This is a genomic window from Halomonas sp. ATBC28 (assembly GCF_005937175.1).
GTDB lineage: Bacteria > Pseudomonadota > Gammaproteobacteria > Pseudomonadales > Halomonadaceae > Vreelandella > Vreelandella titanicae.
Window position 1 is genome coordinate 191584 of sequence record NZ_VCQL01000005.1, and the last position, 17596, is coordinate 209179.

The 17596-nt window shown below is 53.7% G+C and carries 13 protein-coding genes and 2 tRNA genes; 9 read left to right on the forward strand and 6 right to left on the reverse strand.

The window, feature by feature from the left end; translation table 11 throughout:
- The first annotated feature begins 45 nt into the window (after positions 1 to 45).
- The 3 genes from E0L35_RS07460 to E0L35_RS07470 all read left to right on the forward strand — a co-directional run bounded on the left by E0L35_RS07460 (position 46) and on the right by E0L35_RS07470 (position 5363).
- A complete protein-coding gene (locus E0L35_RS07460) occupies positions 46 to 1317 on the forward strand; it encodes an efflux RND transporter periplasmic adaptor subunit (RefSeq protein ID WP_022520483.1) in 1272 nt (423 codons plus the stop codon).
- Entirely contained in the window at positions 1317 to 4502 is a 3186-nt protein-coding gene (locus tag E0L35_RS07465) for an efflux RND transporter permease subunit (RefSeq protein WP_022520482.1), read from the forward strand. The genes E0L35_RS07460 and E0L35_RS07465 overlap by 1 nt, the downstream gene beginning before the upstream one ends.
- A gap of 174 nt (positions 4503 to 4676) precedes the next feature.
- Positions 4677 to 5363: a hypothetical protein gene (locus E0L35_RS07470; protein WP_022520481.1), complete on the forward strand. Its 687-nt coding sequence runs from the start codon at positions 4677 to 4679 to the stop codon at positions 5361 to 5363.
- A gap of 56 nt (positions 5364 to 5419) precedes the next feature.
- Here E0L35_RS07470 and E0L35_RS07475 read toward each other — a convergent pair whose 3' ends face one another.
- Together E0L35_RS07475 and E0L35_RS07480 are read right to left on the reverse strand one after the other, a co-directional pair.
- The gene (locus E0L35_RS07475) at positions 5420 to 6364 is read right to left on the reverse strand and encodes an alpha/beta hydrolase (RefSeq protein WP_022520480.1); all 945 of its coding nucleotides are present in this window, start codon (positions 6362 to 6364) and stop codon (positions 5420 to 5422) included.
- A 75-nt stretch (positions 6365 to 6439) separates the two neighbouring features.
- The gene (locus E0L35_RS07480) at positions 6440 to 7051 is read right to left on the reverse strand and encodes a TetR family transcriptional regulator (RefSeq protein ID WP_022520479.1); all 612 of its coding nucleotides are present in this window, start codon (positions 7049 to 7051) and stop codon (positions 6440 to 6442) included.
- Between the two features lie 214 nt (positions 7052 to 7265).
- Here E0L35_RS07480 and E0L35_RS07485 point away from each other — a divergent pair, with 214 nt between their 5' ends.
- Together E0L35_RS07485 and E0L35_RS07490 are read left to right on the forward strand one after the other, a co-directional pair.
- Positions 7266 to 8297 (forward strand): succinylglutamate desuccinylase/aspartoacylase family protein, encoded by a 1032-nt coding sequence (locus tag E0L35_RS07485; protein ID WP_022520478.1) that lies wholly within the window; start codon positions 7266 to 7268, stop codon positions 8295 to 8297.
- 207 nt (positions 8298 to 8504) lie between these two features.
- Positions 8505 to 9977 carry a catalase gene (locus tag E0L35_RS07490; protein WP_022520477.1) on the forward strand — a complete coding sequence of 491 codons (1473 nt, stop codon included), beginning with the start codon at positions 8505 to 8507 and terminating at the stop codon, positions 9975 to 9977.
- Between the two features lie 50 nt (positions 9978 to 10027).
- On the opposite strand, the gene dusA is transcribed toward E0L35_RS07490, so the two are convergent.
- Together dusA and E0L35_RS07500 are read right to left on the reverse strand one after the other, a co-directional pair.
- Entirely contained in the window at positions 10028 to 11065 is a 1038-nt protein-coding gene (dusA, locus tag E0L35_RS07495; protein WP_249362103.1) for a tRNA dihydrouridine(20/20a) synthase DusA, read from the reverse strand.
- A 198-nt stretch (positions 11066 to 11263) separates the two neighbouring features.
- On the reverse strand, positions 11264 to 12070 hold the full coding sequence (locus tag E0L35_RS07500) for a sulfite exporter TauE/SafE family protein (protein WP_138799961.1): 807 nt from the start codon (positions 12068 to 12070) through the stop codon (positions 11264 to 11266).
- Between the two features lie 220 nt (positions 12071 to 12290).
- On the opposite strand from E0L35_RS07500, the gene E0L35_RS07505 reads away from it, so the two are divergent.
- Positions 12291 to 12887 carry a hypothetical protein gene (locus E0L35_RS07505; protein ID WP_022520474.1) on the forward strand — a complete coding sequence of 199 codons (597 nt, stop codon included), beginning with the start codon at positions 12291 to 12293 and terminating at the stop codon, positions 12885 to 12887.
- Between the two features lie 5 nt (positions 12888 to 12892).
- Here the strand turns inward: E0L35_RS07505 and E0L35_RS07510 are convergent, their stop codons facing one another.
- Entirely contained in the window at positions 12893 to 13417 is a 525-nt protein-coding gene (locus E0L35_RS07510) for a helix-turn-helix domain-containing protein (protein ID WP_022520473.1), read from the reverse strand.
- Between the two features lie 300 nt (positions 13418 to 13717).
- Here E0L35_RS07510 and gltX point away from each other — a divergent pair, with 300 nt between their 5' ends.
- The 3 genes from gltX to E0L35_RS07525 all read left to right on the forward strand — a co-directional run bounded on the left by gltX (position 13718) and on the right by E0L35_RS07525 (position 15536).
- Positions 13718 to 15202, forward strand: coding sequence for a glutamate--tRNA ligase (gene gltX, locus E0L35_RS07515; protein ID WP_022520472.1), 1485 nt, complete (start codon positions 13718 to 13720; stop codon positions 15200 to 15202).
- A 134-nt stretch (positions 15203 to 15336) separates the two neighbouring features.
- Positions 15337 to 15412, forward strand: a tRNA-Ala gene (locus E0L35_RS07520).
- A 48-nt stretch (positions 15413 to 15460) separates the two neighbouring features.
- Positions 15461 to 15536, forward strand: a tRNA-Glu gene (locus E0L35_RS07525).
- A 620-nt stretch (positions 15537 to 16156) separates the two neighbouring features.
- Here the strand turns inward: E0L35_RS07525 and gltA are convergent.
- A complete protein-coding gene (gene gltA, locus E0L35_RS07530) occupies positions 16157 to 17443 on the reverse strand; it encodes a citrate synthase (RefSeq protein ID WP_009287293.1) in 1287 nt (428 codons plus the stop codon).
- Between the last annotated feature and the right edge of the window lie 153 nt (positions 17444 to 17596).

Below are 17596 nucleotides of genomic sequence, written 5' to 3' on the forward strand. Positions count from 1 at the left end.
CACGTGCTATCGGTCACCTTAAAAAGATATATGGGAATTTAACGTATGAAGAAGATGATTCACTCACGCCGAGCGAGTCTGGTGACGCTAGTAGCTGCGCTGGCACTTTCAGCCTGTGGTCAAGAACAAACCGAGGCACCTCAACAGGGTGCCCAGCAAGAAGCCCCGCCCCATAAGGTCGAAGTGGCCGAAATGGCGCGTCAAGATATACCGCTGGATAAGTCTTATCCCTCACTGCTGCGCAGTGATGATGAAGTCACTTTGGTTGCCCGTGTAAATGGGTTTCTGGAGGAGCGCCACTTTGAACCCGGCCAGTTGGTGGAAGAGGGCGATCGTCTTTACACCATCGAGCCGGATCTTTACCAGGCAACGGTCAATCAGCGTGAGGCCGATTTACAGAGCGCCCGGGCGGAGCTTGCCCGCGCTCAGCGTGATGCCCAGCGCTTCGAGCAGCTGTTAAGCCAAAACTCGGTGAGTCGTCAGCAGTATGACCAGGCATTGGCTGACCAGCGGGTCGCCCAGGCGAGTGTTGCGCAAGCAGAGGCTGCCTTGACCAGCGCCAATCTGGATTTAGGCTATTCCCGGGTGACGGCCCCTGTCTCGGGTATGATTGGTTTGAGCCAAATTAACGTGGGCAATCTGGTTACCTCCGGTACCGAACTGGCGACAATCACCCCTCTGGATCCACTAGAAGTGCGTTTTCAGCTTCCTCAGCGTGACGCCTTTGAGCTTCGCCGCCAATTGAGTGAGGGTGGTGATACGTCTGATATTCGTGCTCGTTTAAGCATCCCAGGCGTGAGTGGGGGTAGCGATTCTGAACTGGAAGGTCATTTAGACTTCCTGGGGTCACGGGTGGATAGCGGCACTAGCACCGTGCAAGCGTCCGCAACGTTTGAAAACCCCGATGCGACCATATTGCCCGGCCAGTTTGTACGTGTACGTATTGAGGGCTTGAAGCGTTTTGACGTGATGGCAGTGCCAGAGATAGCCGTTACCCAAGGGCTAATGGGCCCGCAGGTGTTTGTACTGGATGACGAGGACAAAGCCCGTGAAAGGACTGTTTCATTGGGTGAAGTGGCTGGCCCGTGGCAGTTGATTCGTGAGGGTCTAGAGCCGGGGGATCGTGTGGTGGTCGGCGACCCTGCTGGTTTAGAGCCAGGCATGGCGATTGACCCTCAACCGTTTAGTGGTGATGCGGAGGCAGTGGTCGAAGAAGCCGAGCAAGAAGAGGCGCAGCAACAGGCCGAAGCGGCGCAAGAGATGGAAGCGGGGGCAGCCGATGGTCAGCCCGCTGAAGGAGAAGAGGGTGCGCAATAATGAACTTCTCTAACTTCTTCATCAGCCGCCCGATATTTGCCACGGTGCTGGCCATTATCGTGACGTTGGTGGGCGTTATGTCGATGCGCATACTGCCCATTGAACAGTATCCCAGCGTGGTTCCCCCAACGGTATCCGTTCAAGCGCAGTTCCCCGGCGCGGATGCTGAAACCGTGGCGCAAACGGTCGCGGCACCGCTTGCAGAAGCCATTAACGGCGTTGAGGACATGCTCTACATGACCTCCAACAGTTCTGATAACGGCGTTATGAGCCTGAGCGTGGCCTTCAACATCGGCACCGATGGCGATATTAATACCATCAACGTTAACAACCGTGTTCAAGGAGCGCTTTCACAGCTCCCTGAGGCCGTGCAGTCTCAAGGTGTGACCGTTGAACTGCGTTCAGACTCTATTTTGATGCTGTTAGCGTTAACCTCACCTAACGGTGACTACAATAACGTCTATATGCAGAACTACGCCACTTTGAATATTCTTGACGAACTGCGTCAGGTGCCTGGGGTGGGTAACGCAGAAGTGTTGGGCGGTGGTGAATTTGCCATGCGGGTCTGGATGGACCCCGATAAATTGGCCCAGTACGACTTGACGCCTAGCGAAGTGGCGAGTGCGATTAGAGTGCAAAATACTGAAATCCCTGCGGGTAGTCTGGCTGCTACACCCCAGAGCGATCCACGGGCTTACACCTATACGATTACCGCTGGCGGGCGTCTGAATAATGTCGACGACTTCCGCAACATTTACCTACGCACTAATCCTGATGGGTCATCGCTGCGCTTAGAAGATGTGGCACGCATTGAACTTGGCGCTTCTTTTTATGGTATCGACGCGCGTTTGAACGGCTCGACCATGACGCCGATTATTATCAATCAGCAGCCTGGTGCAAACGCTTTAGCCACCGCAGATGCCGTGCGCGCGACCATGGATGAACTGCAGGGGCGATTCCCACCCGGGCTTGAATATGTTACCCCCTACGACACGACGCTATTCATTGATGCCTCAGTTAGTACCGTCGTAAAAGTGTTTGTCGAAGCCTTCCTGATTGTTATCGTCATTCTGTTTATTTTCCTACAGAACTGGCGCTTTACCGTGATTGCCATGTCAGTGGTGCCGGTATCGGTCATAGGTACGTTCGCATTTTTCTATCTGTTCGGTTTCTCGATCAACCTGTTAACGCTGTTTGCGCTGGTGCTATCGATAGGGATAGTGGTCGACGATGCCATTCTGGTGGTGGAGAACGTCGAACGCGTGCTGAGTGAAGAAGATGATATCAGCGTACGCGATGCCACCATCCGGGCAATGAAGGAAGTTGGCGGACCGGTTATCGCAACGTCGTTAATCATGGCGGCCGTGTTTGTACCCGTGGCCTTTTTGGGTGGTTTTACAGGGCAAATTTACCAGCAGTTTGCACTTACCATAGCACTCTCTGTTGGGCTTTCGGCGGTAATGGCGTTGACCTTTACGCCAGCCCTGTCAGCTATTTTTATTAAACATAAAATTGCCGGTGCCGGTCAATCTAAGTTCAAGCGTGCGGTGAATACGCCGCTGCGCCTATTTGATCGTATGTTTGCCGGTATTACCGCCGTTTATATGTGGCTGGTAAAAGGTCTGGTGCGTTTTTGGGTGCTGGCGCTTGCGCTGACGGTGGCGACAGGCGTTGGCTCCTACTGGCTGTATGCCAATACGCCTTCAACGCTGGTGCCGGAAACCGACCAGGGTGTCGTGTTGGTGAGCGTATCGCTGCCAGACGCCGCATCGCTTGACCGCACCCAGCGCTACATGGCGAAACTCAGTGCTGAGGTTGAAAAAATCCCCGGTGTCGAATACTCCTCTGCTGTGGCGGGTTACGACATTCTTTCGGGGGCTGTGAATACGGCGCGTGGTGTTATGTTTATCAACATGCGCCCTTGGGAGGAGCGTGACCTGACGGCGGATGGTCTTGTTAGGCAGATTATGGGGCTGGGCGCCAGCATTGATGGTGGCTCAGCGATGGCGTTTAACGTGCCGCCCATTATGGGGCTTTCGACGACAGGCGGCTTTACCGGCTACTTGCAGTCCTTTGATGGCGCAACCACACGTGAGCTGTACGAGGCTTCGCTGCAAATTATGCAGAAGGCTAATCAGCATCCTGCCTTGAACCAAGTATTTTCAACCTTCAACGTTAACGTGCCGTCTTACCGCGCGAACATTGATCAGCAGAAAGCATTAAGTTACGGCGTGGCGCTGGAGAACATTACGTCGACGCTTGCTAATACCTTTGGTAACGGCTTTGTGAACTACTTCAGCTACCAAAACCGTAACTTCCAGGTCTATCTGCAAAACGAAGATGAGTTCCGCAAAACGCCCGAGGATCTCAGCAGTGTTTATGTGCGCGGCGGTAATGGTGAGCGCATCCCGCTGTCGGAGTTTGTCGAGCTTGAGCGTCAAACGGGAGCAGCCGTGGTATCGCGTTTCGGCGTGTATGCTGGTGCCCAGTTCCAGGGTGGTCCTGCCACCGGCTATAGCTCTGTTCAGGCGATTGAGGCGATGGAGGAAATCGTTCAAGAGACACTAGGCGCTAATTGGGGTATGGGCTGGACCGGGACGGCTTACCAGGAAGCAAACCAGGGCAATGCGGCAACGTTGGCTATCGTCTTCGGGTTGTTAATGGTCTTCTTGATTCTGGCTGCTCAGTATGAAAGTTGGTCGTTACCGCTGGCGGTATTGACCGCGACACCCTTTGCTTTCCTGGGTGCTATCGGCGGGATTGCATTGCGCGGCTTGGACACCAGCGTGTATGTGCAGATCGGTATGTTGGTGGTCATTGGCCTTGCGGCGAAGAACGCTATTCTGATTGTTGAATTCGCCGAACTGCAGCGCAAAGAGCAGGGTAAAACCATCCGTGAGGCGGCGATTTCGTCGGCTGAGCTGCGTTTCCGCCCGATTGTGATGACGTCGTTAGCATTTATCTTCGGTACCTTGCCGCTGGCGTTAGCCACTGGTGCCAGCGATGTGAGCAGCCACCATATCGGTACCACGGTCGCTGTGGGCATGCTTGCCGTTGCTACTCTGGGTAGCCTGTTTATCCCCACTTTCTACGCCATGATTGCGACAGCCTCTGATTGGTTGGGTCGCAAAATGAAGGGGAAAAAGCATGCTTCCAATCAGCCAGCGCTGGAGCATGACCACTAAGTTTTAGCCCCTAGCGGATAAACCAATGTGTAAAGAGATGGGTGCCACCTTCGGGTGGCACCCTTTTTTTGTCGTGATGACCTAAGTCAAAGTAAAAGTGGCGCTGGAAAGCTAATGTCGACTAAGCTGAAAGTACAATACATCCCTGGCTAAGTACCGGGGGAGGAGGACGCCATGAACGAGCTACTGCACGCAGCGACGCAATTCCCGAGCATTGTATTTACGTTTCTACTTGGGTTATTAGCGCTCTACTGGCTATTAGTGATTATCCGTTTAGCCCCCTTAGATCTCTTTGAGCGCGATAGCTTAAAAGAGGATCATTTGGCTAGCACGTTAGTCTCTTTAGGCTTTGCGGGCGTACCAGCGACGCTGGCATTAACGGTCATTCTAACCATTGCGGCGGCACTCACCGTCGCGATCGAGCTACTAGTGTTGCGCTGGCTGCCGCTCGGTTTAATACGTATTCCGGTCGGCGTGGTGGTGCTCTGGGCCACGTTGGTGGTTGCCTCGCCCGTGGCGGCTGCGCTTTGTAATGCGTTACACCGCGTGCTGCATCGCTACCGCCCCTTTACCCGGCGGTGTTTGCTTGGCCAAACGGTAGTGGTGACCGAGCGCCAGGGGGAGGGCGAACAGGCGTTTGCGGTAATTGATGATGAGCCTAACAGCACAGTAAAGCTGCTCAGCAAACGCGACGCCTTACCTGTACAGGGCGAGCGCCGGGTATTGGTGAAGTACCTGCCTAAAGAGGGGGCTTACCGCAGTGTCACTGAGCAAGAGTATCTGGAGACACGTGTTCGTTTGAATAAACTGCGGTTAAGCAAAAAACATCACCCTGCTAGCCATTACTCGGCCTCTCACTGAGTTATCACGCGCATTGAGGGTCGCCGCCGGGATGCCCAAGGCTTGGGCATCCCGGTTTATTTCCACCACCGCCGCCACTGATGCGCCAACCACTGCACTGGGTGCTGCCAGATGTAATGCCAGCCAGTGCCGGGTTGCGATGACTTGCCTGGAATTGGGTGTGGTACGGGGTGGTTTAAAAAGCGGCGAATGGGATCGACCTGTGCAGATTGATCCAACATGGGGGCGTGGCCGCAGTTCGGTACGGTCAGGGTGACAAGTGTGGGCTGTGCTTCGGCCATGCGGGGCAGCGTTTCGGCATCTAACAAGGTTGATTCTTCGCCGCGAATAACCATCACCGGGCAGCGAATACTCGCCCAGTCGGCCCAGGTGTCGCGCGGTGTATCGTGCACAAACTGCTCGCCGATGCGTGGGTCAAAGTGATACGTCCAGCTACCATCTGGCAACCGACGGGCACTGTTAAGCGCTAGTTCACGCCAAGCAGACTCCTTAGTGATACCGAAACTTGCGTAGTGCTGGGTGAGTTCTTGATGGAGCTCGCTAAAGCTAGAAAAACGGTGGGTAACGCCAAAGTAGCTGGAAAGGGCAATCAGCCCCTGTTTGTTCAGTTCAGGCCCTACATCGTTCAGGATTAGCCGAGAAATACGTGCGCTGTGTTCTGAATCAGCAGCGATCAGCATGCCTAACAGGCCACCCATCGATGTGCCCAGCCAATCAACGTGATCAAGTTTAAAGTGATCTAATAGAGCGATGGCGACCGTCACGTAATGGCTATAAAGGTAGTCGTGAGCCGGAAATAACGACCAGCTTGATAACCCACGGCCTGGTGTATCGGGTGCAAGAATACGCCATTCGCTGCCCAGCTCACGCGCCAGTGCACTAAAGTCACCGCCGTGGCGAGCAAGTCCATGCCAGGCGATAAGCGTGCGGGGGGCGGAAGGGTTCCAAATGCGTACGGCAACTTCTAATTCGCGTACGCGAACAAACTCCAGGGTATCCATAGAATGCTCACACGGCTAGACATAGCGCCAGTAGTAGCATATTTGCTGCATTGCAGCGAGGGATGGGGGAGGTGTTTAACGCTGCATCATACGAATAGAGGTATCGATCAGCTCGCCGCCGCGTTCACGTATTGCAAAAGCGTCAGGATTACGCAACCAGTCATGGAAAAGACCACCCAACATGGATTGCATTAGCCGTGTTGCTATTTCCGGGCTTAAATCTTCGCGCAGTAGTTGCTGCTCTTTAGCCTGTACAAATACCGCCAGCATTTCCTGATAACACTCGTTACCGATCTCTTCTTGCATATCAAGCGGGTTAATATCGCTGAAGAACTCGCAGCGGTGCAGTAAAATCGACAGTATCCGTTGGTACGACGGTTGTTCGAGGCGCACTAAGCCCGCATGGCAGGCAAGACGTATCGCTTCTAACGGTGATAGGGCAGTGTCCGTTTTGTCGACTTCATCCATTAACGACTGGAAGGGCATGCGTACCTGTTCAACCAATGCCATGAACAGGTCGCCTTTATTCTTGAAATGCCAATAGACGGCACCGCGGGTGAGGCCCGCATGGCGAGCAATTTGCTCAAGCGATGTGCGTGCCACGCCTTTGGCAAAAAATACCTCTTCTGCAGCTTCAAGCAGCGCTTCGCGAGTAGCAGCAGCTTCAGCTTTGGTCTTTCTTGCCATGGAAACGGAACCTCGTTATCAACTCTGTATGGTCATATTTTAACCTAAGCGAGTGAGTTTTTACATTCAAAACTGTATGGATAATTGACTCAACGCATAACGTAAGTTAACAAATTCGTCATTTTGCCAGTGAAAGCGTATAAACAGGCAATGTTACTAGCTTTGAATCTTACTAACATCGCGAAAATAACCGATTAAAAACAGGACATAAAGCATGGCGCGAGCTCCTTTTCAGTTGGGCGAACATACCATTATGCCCGGCCAACGCTTACAAGTGGATGTGCCGGTGGCGCGTTTATATACCCATACGCCGCTGCATATCCCTGTGGAAGTGGTTCACGGCCGTAAGGATGGCCCCGTGCTGTTGGTGTGTGGTGGTATTCACGGTGATGAAATCAACGGGGTGGAAATTGTTCGCCGGGTGCTACGCGCAAAAGCGATCAATAGCATTCGCGGCACTTTAATCGCTGTGCCGGTGGTGAATGTGTTTGGTTTCTTACAGCAAACACGTTACCTGCCTGATCGGCGCGATCTTAATCGCTGCTTTCCAGGCAGTGAATCGGGTTCGCTAGGCGGGCGCATTGCCGCGCTGTTCCGCGAACAAATCGTCGATCACGCCACCCATATTATTGATCTACACACAGGCGCCATTCATCGCACTAACCTGCCACAAATCCGCGCTCAATTGCGCCCAGGCAGTGAAACCGAGCGTATGGCCGATGCCTTCGGTGCGCCCGTGGTACTCAATGCGGAACTGCGTGAAGGCAGCCTTCGCCATTACGCCCAGACTCGCGGCATTCCGGTATTGACCTATGAAGCAGGTGAAGCGCTGCGTTTTGACGAGTGGGCGATTGCCCCCGGCGTGCGCGGTGTGCTGCGGGTAATGCGGCGCCTAGGCATGCTGACCGGCGAGCAGCGCCGCCGCACGCCAGCACCCGCTGAATTGGCCAATGGGTCAAGCTGGGCGCGCGCGCCGATTGACGGCATTTTGCGCCCCAAGGTGCGCCTGGGCGCCCGCGTTGCCAAAGGCGAAGTGCTGGGCAAAGTGGCTGACCCCTTTGGTAACGACGAGGGCGAAGTGCGTGCTGTGGCGGATGGCATCGTGATTGGGATGAGCCGCTTGCCATTGGCCAACGAAGGCGAAGCGCTGTTTCATATTGCCCGTTTTGATGAAATTGAAGAGGCCGAAACCGCCGTTGAAAGCTTTAATTCCAGCTTAGTGCCGCCCACTGATTCGTTCTCTTAAGTGCTTATTCATAAATAAAAACTATTGAGCTGATAGGCAAGCGATAGCCTTCACGAATGGCAAGTTAGTGACTCGTTGACTATACCTATTATGGGCTTTGTTAGCGGCTATGAAAATGACAACAATGAGGATAAATAGCCAAGCTTTCATCGTACTAGAACGAGTGGCGATCATACGCCACGTCTGCCGTGACATGGAGGAAAAGCGATGACGAGCGATAAACCAAAACACACCACAACGGATGCGGGTATACCGGTTACCAGTGATGAGCACTCACTCTCAGTAGGCCCTGATGGGCCGATTGTTCTGCATGATCACTATTTGATGGAGCAGATGGCTGCCTTTAACCGGGAAATGATTCCGAATCGTCAGCCCCACGCAAAAGGGAGTGGCGCCTTTGGTCACTTCCAAGTAACTCACGATGTTAGCCAATACACCAAAGCTGACTTTCTCCAGCCGGGCAAGAAAACCGAGATGTTGGCTCGTTTCTCGACGGTGGCCGGTGAGGCGGGTAGTCCGGACACTTGGCGCGATCCTCGTGGCTTCTCGCTAAAGTTCTACACCGAAGAGGGCAACTTCGACATGGTGGGTAATAATACCCCTGTGTTCTTCGTTCGCGATCCGCTTAAATTCCAGCACTTTATCCACTCACAAAAGCGTCGAGCGGATAACGGCTTGCGTGACCACGATATGCAGTGGGACTTCTGGACGCTTTCTCCGCAATCTGCCCACCAGGTAACCTGGCTAATGGGCGATCGTGGCATCCCTGCCAGTTGGCGCCACATGAATGGCTATTCAAGCCATACCTATATGTGGGTCAACGCTGCAGGCGAGCGCTTCTGGGTGAAGTACCACTTCAAGACTGATCAGGGCATTAAGTGCATGACCCAGGAACAGGCTGATAAGATGGCGGGCGCGGATGCCGACTACCATCGCCGCGACCTGTTCGATGCTATCAAACGTGGAGATTATCCAACCTGGACGCTGCAAGTTCAGATCATGCCGTTTGAAGATGCCAAGACCTACCACATCAACCCCTTCGATTTGACCAAGGTGTGGCCGCACGGCGACTACCCGCTGCAAGAAGTCGGTAAGATGACGTTGGATCGTAACCCCGTCGATTTCCACAGCCAAATCGAACAGGCAGCGTTTCAGCCCAGCAACTCTGTACCGGGCACAGGTTTCTCGCCAGATAAAATGCTGTTGGCGCGGGTCATATCCTACGCTGATGCGCACCGCGCGCGTTTAGGGGTGAACTACCAACATATCCCCGTTAACGCGCCCAAGGTCCCGGTTAACAGCTACAGTCAGGGTGGTCAGATGCGTATTAACCACTCCACCGACCCGGTGTACGCACCTAATAGCAAAGGGGGCGCGCACGCCAACCCTGAAAAGTACCCTGAGGATGCGGTATGGGAGACTGACGGCGAGTTGGTTCGCGCCGCCTACACGCTGCGCCCGGGTGATGGCGACTTTAACCAAGCCAATGACCTGGTCAATAAGGTAATGGATGATGCTGCCCGCGACAGATTGGTAAACAACATTGTTGGCCACGTTTCCGACGGTGTTGAAGAGCCGGTGCTATCACGGGTATTTGAGTACTGGAAGAACGTCGACCAAACGATCGGCGAGCGTGTCGAGCAGGGCGTAATGGCGAACCGTCGGGAAAACGGTCAGTAAGCTTACGCTATTAGAAAAACGAACCCGCTACGCTTGCGTAGCGGGTTTTTTTATACAACGCACTCGGGTTCGTTCACCAAGCTAAGCGCGTCATCAAATAGGCGCAATCCTGCGCCTTCTTTATGCGCATGTTCTGACAAATGACGCCGAAAACGCCTGCCACCAGGGCAACCCTGAAACAAGCCAAGCAGGTGGCGGGTAATATGATTCAGCTTCGCGCCTTCATCCAGGCGCTGCTGAATATACGGCCGGAATGCAATTGCGGCATCCAAGCGGCTTGCCGCCGGGCCTTGCTCTCCAAACAGCTGCTCATCGACGCCCGCGAGCAGCCACGGGTTTTGATACGCCTCACGCCCCACCATCACGCTATCCACATGGGTAAGCTGCGCTTGGCACTCCGCCAGCGTTTTAATTCCACCGTTAATGCCAATATGCAATTCAGGTCGGCTCTGCTTTAAACGATGAACGCGGGGGTAGTTAAGCGGCGGCACATCGCGATTCTGCTTAGGCGACAGCCCCTGCAGCCACGCCTTACGGGCGTGAACGGTAAACACCTCGCAGCCTGCGTCAGCAACGATAGAGATAAACCGCTCAAGGTCGGCATCTTCATCCTGGTCATCGATACCAATACGGCACTTCACCGTGACCGGAATAGAAACCTCTGCCTGCATCGCCCGCACTGCCTCGGCTACCTTTTCGGGGTAACCCATCAAGCACGCGCCAATCATATTGTTCTGCACGCGGTCGCTCGGACAGCCTACGTTCAGGTTGACCTCATCATAGCCCCACGCCTCTGCAATAGCCGCGCACTCCGCCAGCTCACCGGCGTCGCTGCCGCCTAACTGCAGTGCAAGCGGATGCTCCACCTCGTTATAGCCCAAAAAGCGCTCACGGGGCGTCCCGTGCAAAATCGCACCGGTAGTGACCATCTCGGTATACAGCAGCGCACGCTTGGTTAAGGTGCGTGCTAGCGCTCTGTAATCGCGGGTTGTCCAATCCATCATGGGCGCTACGGAGAAAGTTCTATCCAGCTCCGGGCGGGCAATGCCAGACTTCATACGGGTTTGCGCGGTTGTGTTATCATTCATAACTGTTCATATTTACAGTGGTTGAGCGGCGTTTTACATGGTTCGTTGGTACATATTTGGTACTTGAGCCGCTTTTGATTTGGTACATCTGAGAGGCAAGTATGGCAACGATTCGCAAGCGCCGTAAAAAGGACGGCAGTTTCTCATATACTGCCCATTTTAGCATTCCGAGAAAGGACCTTACGCTAAAGCCTGGGTTTAAGCAGTAAACACCGCATACACCATCTGCAGTGCCAGCCCCATCAGCATAAACGCGAATACTCGTTTGAGAAGTTTGACGGGCAGCCTATGCGCTAATTTTGCTCCGATGGGAGCCGTTAGGATACTGAAGGGCGCCATGAGCAGTAGCGCGGGCAGGTAAACGTAGCCGAGTGCTGCACTGGGCAGTCCTTGGATAGACCATCCGTTGATTATGTAGCCAAGTGCACCAGCAACTGCGATAGGGAGTCCTACGGCTGCGGAGGTGCCAATTGCGCGGGGTAGTTTGACGTTGCACCAGGTGAGGAAGGGCACTGTTAGTGAGCCACCGCCAATGGCGACGAGCGCTGAAATACCGCCGATGCCTAGGCCCACACCGCTTACGCCGATAGGGCCGGGTAAGCTGCGGCTCGGTTTGGGCTTGATGTTTGCTAGCATCTGGAGCGACATTAGCACCATAAAACAGGCGAAAAAGATGGCAAGGCCGCGGGTGGGGAGCAGCGCAGCTATAAAGGTCGCCAAAAAGGTGCCGACTAATATGCCTGGGGTAATAAAGCGCACGATGTCCCAGCGAACGGCCCCGTGCCGATGGTGGGAGAGCAAGCTAGCGGTAGAGGCGGGAATAATGGCCGCCATGGCGGTGCCTAAGGCCAAGTGGGCAAGGTGCTCGTGGGGTACGCCTTGGAGTACAAAAAGAGACGTTAGAATCGGCACCATAATGCCGCCGCCGCCAATCCCCAATAAACCTGCCATCAAACCTACAAAACCGCCCAGTGCTACATAGGCCAACCACCAAATGATGTCCAAAGCCGCTGCTCCTAAAAGTGTCTTGTTAGCATGATAAGCACATTGTACCGGAAGCGGTGCCTGTAGCGGGGCCAAAAACAACTATTCCACTGTGGTAGCGGCTATGCAGTGGTAAGCTGCTAGGAGCCTGTCAGACTTAACGTTGATCTACTGCAAGTCCGTGCTTTTCGCAATGATCGGTCAAGCCTGACAGGCTCCAGGGCAATATTTTGGAGTGCGTATGCGCAATGTATTAAGCAGTGTTGGCGTGTTGATGATATCCGCTGCGCTACTGGCAGGCTGTGGCGGAACAGACGAGCCGAGTGAGTCAGCGTCAACCGTAGAGCAAACGTCAGTTCCTGAACCGACAGTTGCCGAGATAGAAGTTGTTGAAGCGGAAGAAGTGGCGCCACTTGTCGTCGAGATGTCTGCGCATGTATCGCTGCGCAGCGATCGGCGTTTAATGGTGGAAGGTGAAAGCAACTTACCTGACGAAACGCTGGTGCAGATTATTGTCGAGCGAGAGATTAGCAGCGTGCGTTGGCGCGAGCGGACACGTATAGAGGATGGCGTGTTTGCAGCGGGGCCATTTGGCCCTGGCAGCGGCTTACCTGACGGTGGCTATATAGTACGGGTTGAGGTTTCCGAAGGCAGTGTGCAGCCGGAGGCCGTTCAGGCACGTATAGGCCACGAGGGCCAGCACCTGGCGGGAGAGCTGGTAAGCCAATCCCGCCATGGGCTGGGCCAAGTGGCCACCTACTCACGTCGCTTCTTGGTGGGGAGTGAGCCAAGACAAACGCGTGACCAGGTGGAGGTGCTAGAGAGTCCGGGGAGGTAGACGCTTTAGGCAGGATGCCAATGGGCTAACAGTACTGCATGAATCGATGTGTCGCTTGGGGCTTTGGCGAAGTGCTCAATGACGAAACGATCGTCGCGTTGCACTACATAGTGGCCCGCTTTGTGAAACACATGTGTTGGCCCAAGCAGCAGAAGGTCACCAGCATTAACGGGTGAAAAATCTGTATCTTGGCCGGGTGTTGCCATCACGCACGGTGCTTTCCAGTCGATGTGCAGCGGCAGATGACTGGGCACTTTAATGGTCGTTGCCTGTACCTGTTCCCAGGGGAGGGGACCAGTATGGGTCAACGTTAATAGCTCGGGGGCGCTATCACCTTCCAATAGAGTTGCCAGGGAGCAGTCGAGTGCATCAGCGAGCGCCACAAGGCGTTCGTGACCGATCTGTTTGATCGCCCCAGATTCCCAATAAGAAATGGTGACATCTGACACGCCAACTTTGCGTGCGAGAGCAGCTTTGTTGAGCTTGGCCCTAAGCCGCAGTTGCTTGATACGTGAGCCTAGCGATTCCATTTCGTCTTCCTGATGATGAGCTAACAAGCTCGTTGAATGTCTTCCACTATAAATTTCTCTAATATAGATAGTGGAGCTATGAACATACTTTATTGGTCTATCTCAAGCTTGGGGTATGCACCCAAGATGTTGCTGCAGTGCCATACTAAGCGATTGTGCTTTAGCGCGCATTAGTGGACAAATAACGTTGAGTTAATTTCTCTGACGCTTTCTTGCGCTAGTCGTTCCCTGCGCGACGCTGTTGGTTGCGCCTAAGGTGCGTATAATATCGCCATGCATTTTTGCCAATAGGACGTTTTCATGACCGTACGTACTCGCATTGCACCTTCTCCCACAGGAGACCCCCACGTTGGCACGGCCTACATCGCGCTTTTTAACCTATGTTTTGCGCGTCAGCACGGCGGCCAATTCATTCTTCGTATTGAAGACACTGATCGGGTGCGCTCTACTCCTGAGTCGGAGCAGATGATTCTCGATTCACTGCGCTGGCTGGGTCTTGAGTGGGATGAAGGCCCGGATGTTGGCGGCCCCCACGGCCCTTATCGGCAAAGCGAGCGTGGCGATATATATGCTCAATACGCCCAGCAGTTGTTGGATGCCGGGCATGCATTTAAGTGTTACCGCACCAGTGAAGAGCTTGATGAACTGCGTGAAACCCGCAAGGCAGCGGGCTTGCACCTGGCATTGAAGCCTGCTGACTTAGCATTGGAGAGCCAGGAGCAAGCACGCCGTGAACAGGAAGGCTGGCCTTATGTAGTGCGCATGAAGGTGCCTGCCGAAGGCGTTTGTGTGGTCAACGATATGCTGCGCGGTACGATTGAAGTGGAGTGGGCGCAGGTGGACGCGCAAATTCTGCTTAAATCAGACGGCATGCCCACTTATCACCTCGCCAATGTGGTCGACGATCATCTAATGGCGATCACCCATGTGCTGCGTGGGGAAGAGTGGATTAACTCCGCACCAAAGCACCAACTGCTGTATGAGTATTTTGGTTGGCAAATGCCGCAACTTTGTCACATGCCGTTGCTGCGCAACCCCGATAAATCCAAACTCTCTAAGCGCAAAAACCCGACCTCCATCAATTATTATCGTCGGATGGGTTTTTTACCCCAGGCCGTTACCAACTACTTGGGGCGGATGGGGTGGTCGATGCCTGATGAGCGCGAGAAATTCAGTCTACAAGAGATGATGGCGGAGTTTGACGTTCAGCGTGTCTCGTTAGGTGGCCCTGTATTTGATCTGGAGAAACTGACCTGGTTAAACGGTGTGTATATCCGTGAAGACCTGGATGATGATGCACTGTTGAGCGCACTGCGTGACTGGGCTTTCAATGAAGCTTACGTTAAGCAGATACTGCCGCAGGTGCGACCACGGGTAGAGACGCTCTCCCAGGTAATGCCGTTGGCAGGGCACTTCTTCTCTGGTCTTCCGGCGCTAACAAAAGCGTCGTTTGATAGCGTGAAGCTCGAGGAAGAGGAGCTGGTCAAACTGCTTCAGTTCCTTGTTTGGCGATTCGAGGGCGTTTCGGCTTGGCATAAAGAGGCGCTGTTGAACGAGGTGAAAACGCTGGCTGAGCACTTTGACTTGAAAATGAAAGCCTTTCTGGCGCCGGTGTTTATTGCCATTACCGGCAGCGCGTCCAGCACCTCAGTGATGGACGCCATGGCGATTCTGGGTTCAGACGTTACCCGGGCACGCCTGCGTAGTGCGATAGAGGTATTGGGCGGCGTCTCGAAAAAGCAGGCCAAGCGCTTTGAAAAAGAATTTCGTGAGATCGCTTCGTGAAATAGTTTAGTAAAATCAGCTAACCGCGCATGAGATAGCGCTAGCGCCAATTTCTCATCCTTAGGAAATTGGCGTTTTTTCTGTTGACGAAGGCCAGCGGAATCAGTATTATACGCTCCGTCTTCGCGACATGTGGGGCCTTAGCTCAGCTGGGAGAGCGCAACACTGGCAGTGTTGAGGTCAGCGGTTCGATCCCGCTAGGCTCCACCAATTAGTAGTACTTGTTATCAGTACCTTTCGCGAAGCAGCTCGATATACGTCCCATTCGTCTAGTGGTCTAGGACACCGCCCTTTCACGGCGGTAACAGGGGTTCGAACCCCCTATGGGACGCCACTAATTCAGTATCCCTCCTAATCGTTTATTTCTCTGGCAATGAGTCTTCTCATTTGCTGGCTTTTTGTATTCCCGCTGTTCACAAAAGAGCTACAAATCGACAATTTTTGGACGATTTTGTGCTTGACTTGTCCACTTTTGCGATTCTGGCTTAAAGGTTGTGCACAACCCCTTGTTGTTGACGCAAAAAATCTTTAACAGAACTTAAGTCTTTAAAAAACAATGACTTAAAGGAGGTTAAAAAATAACCAATTTAAGGCTGGCCCACTGCCCATGGCGATTTCGGGACGTTTTGAAGTGGTTGTGAACAGGGTTATCCACAGATAGTGTGGAAAACCTTGAGCAGGATCCAGAAGCAAAAAAGTCAAGCGATAATGGAGTCGAATTAGGCGTTTTTGAAGTCCTTCAATGTTGCATCCGGCTATCGCAGCGTCCTAGGCTCAGAAGGGGCAAGGGGGGTCTCTAAGGGGAGAGCTTGCTTAAGGCACCTGGTAGGTTAGTGAATGGTCGCGAGCGCATGTGGTGGTGCGTTGGTGGTCTATGAACCAGAGCGTTAATCAGCCCATACGCAAAAGGCCACCCGAAGGTGGCCTTTGATCGTACTGTCAAGCGGGGATGGTTTATTTTTTCGGATAGTCACGCTGGTCGTGGCCAATATAGAGCTGGCGCGGACGACCGATTTTGTAGCTTTCGCTGAGCATTTCGTGCCAATGCGAGATCCAGCCAATAGTGCGCGATACCGCGAAGATCACGGTGAACATATTGGTGGGGATACCCATGGCTTTCAAAATGATGCCTGAGTAGAAATCAACGTTCGGGTACAGCTTCCGCTCGATGAAGTACTCGTCTTCTAGGGCAATTTGCTCAAGACGCTTGGCGATTTTAAGCTGAGGGTCGTCGGCCATGCCGAGCTCTGCAAGTACTTCGTCGCAGGTCTCTTTCATTACCTTGGCGCGCGGGTCAAAGTTGCGATACACGCGGTGACCAAAGCCCATTAGCTTGAACGGGTCGTCCTTATCCTTGGCTTTATCAACAAAGCGCTGGATGTTCTCTTCGGAGTCTTCACCGATTTCGTCGAGCATAGCCAGCACGGCTTCGTTGGCGCCGCCGTGAGCGGGGCCCCAAAGTGCCGCGATACCTGCGCTAATACAAGCGAATGGGTTGGCCCCCGTGGAGCCTGCCAAGCGTACAGTCGAGGTAGAGGCGTTCTGCTCGTGATCCGCATGCAGCATGAAGATGCGATCCATGGCTTTCGCGTATACCGGGTTGATTTTGTACTCTTCGCAAGGGTTGCTGAACATCATGTAGAGGAAGTTCTCTGCATAGGTCAGATCGTTGCGCGGGTAGTTAAAGGGCTGACCCACATTATACTTATGGGACATTGCCGCCAGGGTAGGCATCTTGGCGATCAGGCGGATCGCGCTGATCACGCGATCTTCCTCTTGAGTGATGTCCATGTGGTCGTGGTAGAAGGCCGCTAAGCCGCCCACTACACCGCACAAAATAGACATCGGGTGGGCATCGCGGCGGAACCCTTTAAAGAAGTTGTTGATCTGATCGTGAACCATGGTGTGGTTACGAATGCGCGATTCAAAATCCGCGTACTGCTCGTCGTTGGGTAACTCACCAAACAGCAGGGTGTAGCACACTTCTACGAAATTGGACTCTTTGGCCAGTTGATCAATCGGGTAGCCGCGGTGTAGCAGCACGCCCTTGCCGCCATCAATATAAGTGATGGCAGACTGGCAGGAAGAGGTGGCCATAAAGCCGGGGTCGTAGGTGAACAGGCCTTCAGCGCCTAAACCGCGTACGTCGATGACGTCGGGGCCAAGTGTGCCGGAATACATGGGTAGCTCGATCGGTTTATCCAGACCGTCTACCGTCAATGTCGCTTTCCTGTCAGCCATGCTGGCCTCCTTTCGAATTCGGGTTGGGACGTAAAGTCATTGCTGCGCATACCGCGCCGGCGAAAAGGCTTGCCCACTATAGAAGTGTGCGACATTTTGTCAATTAGCCTAAGCGCTAGCTGCAGGTTGTACAAATGTTGTTGCTTTGAATAG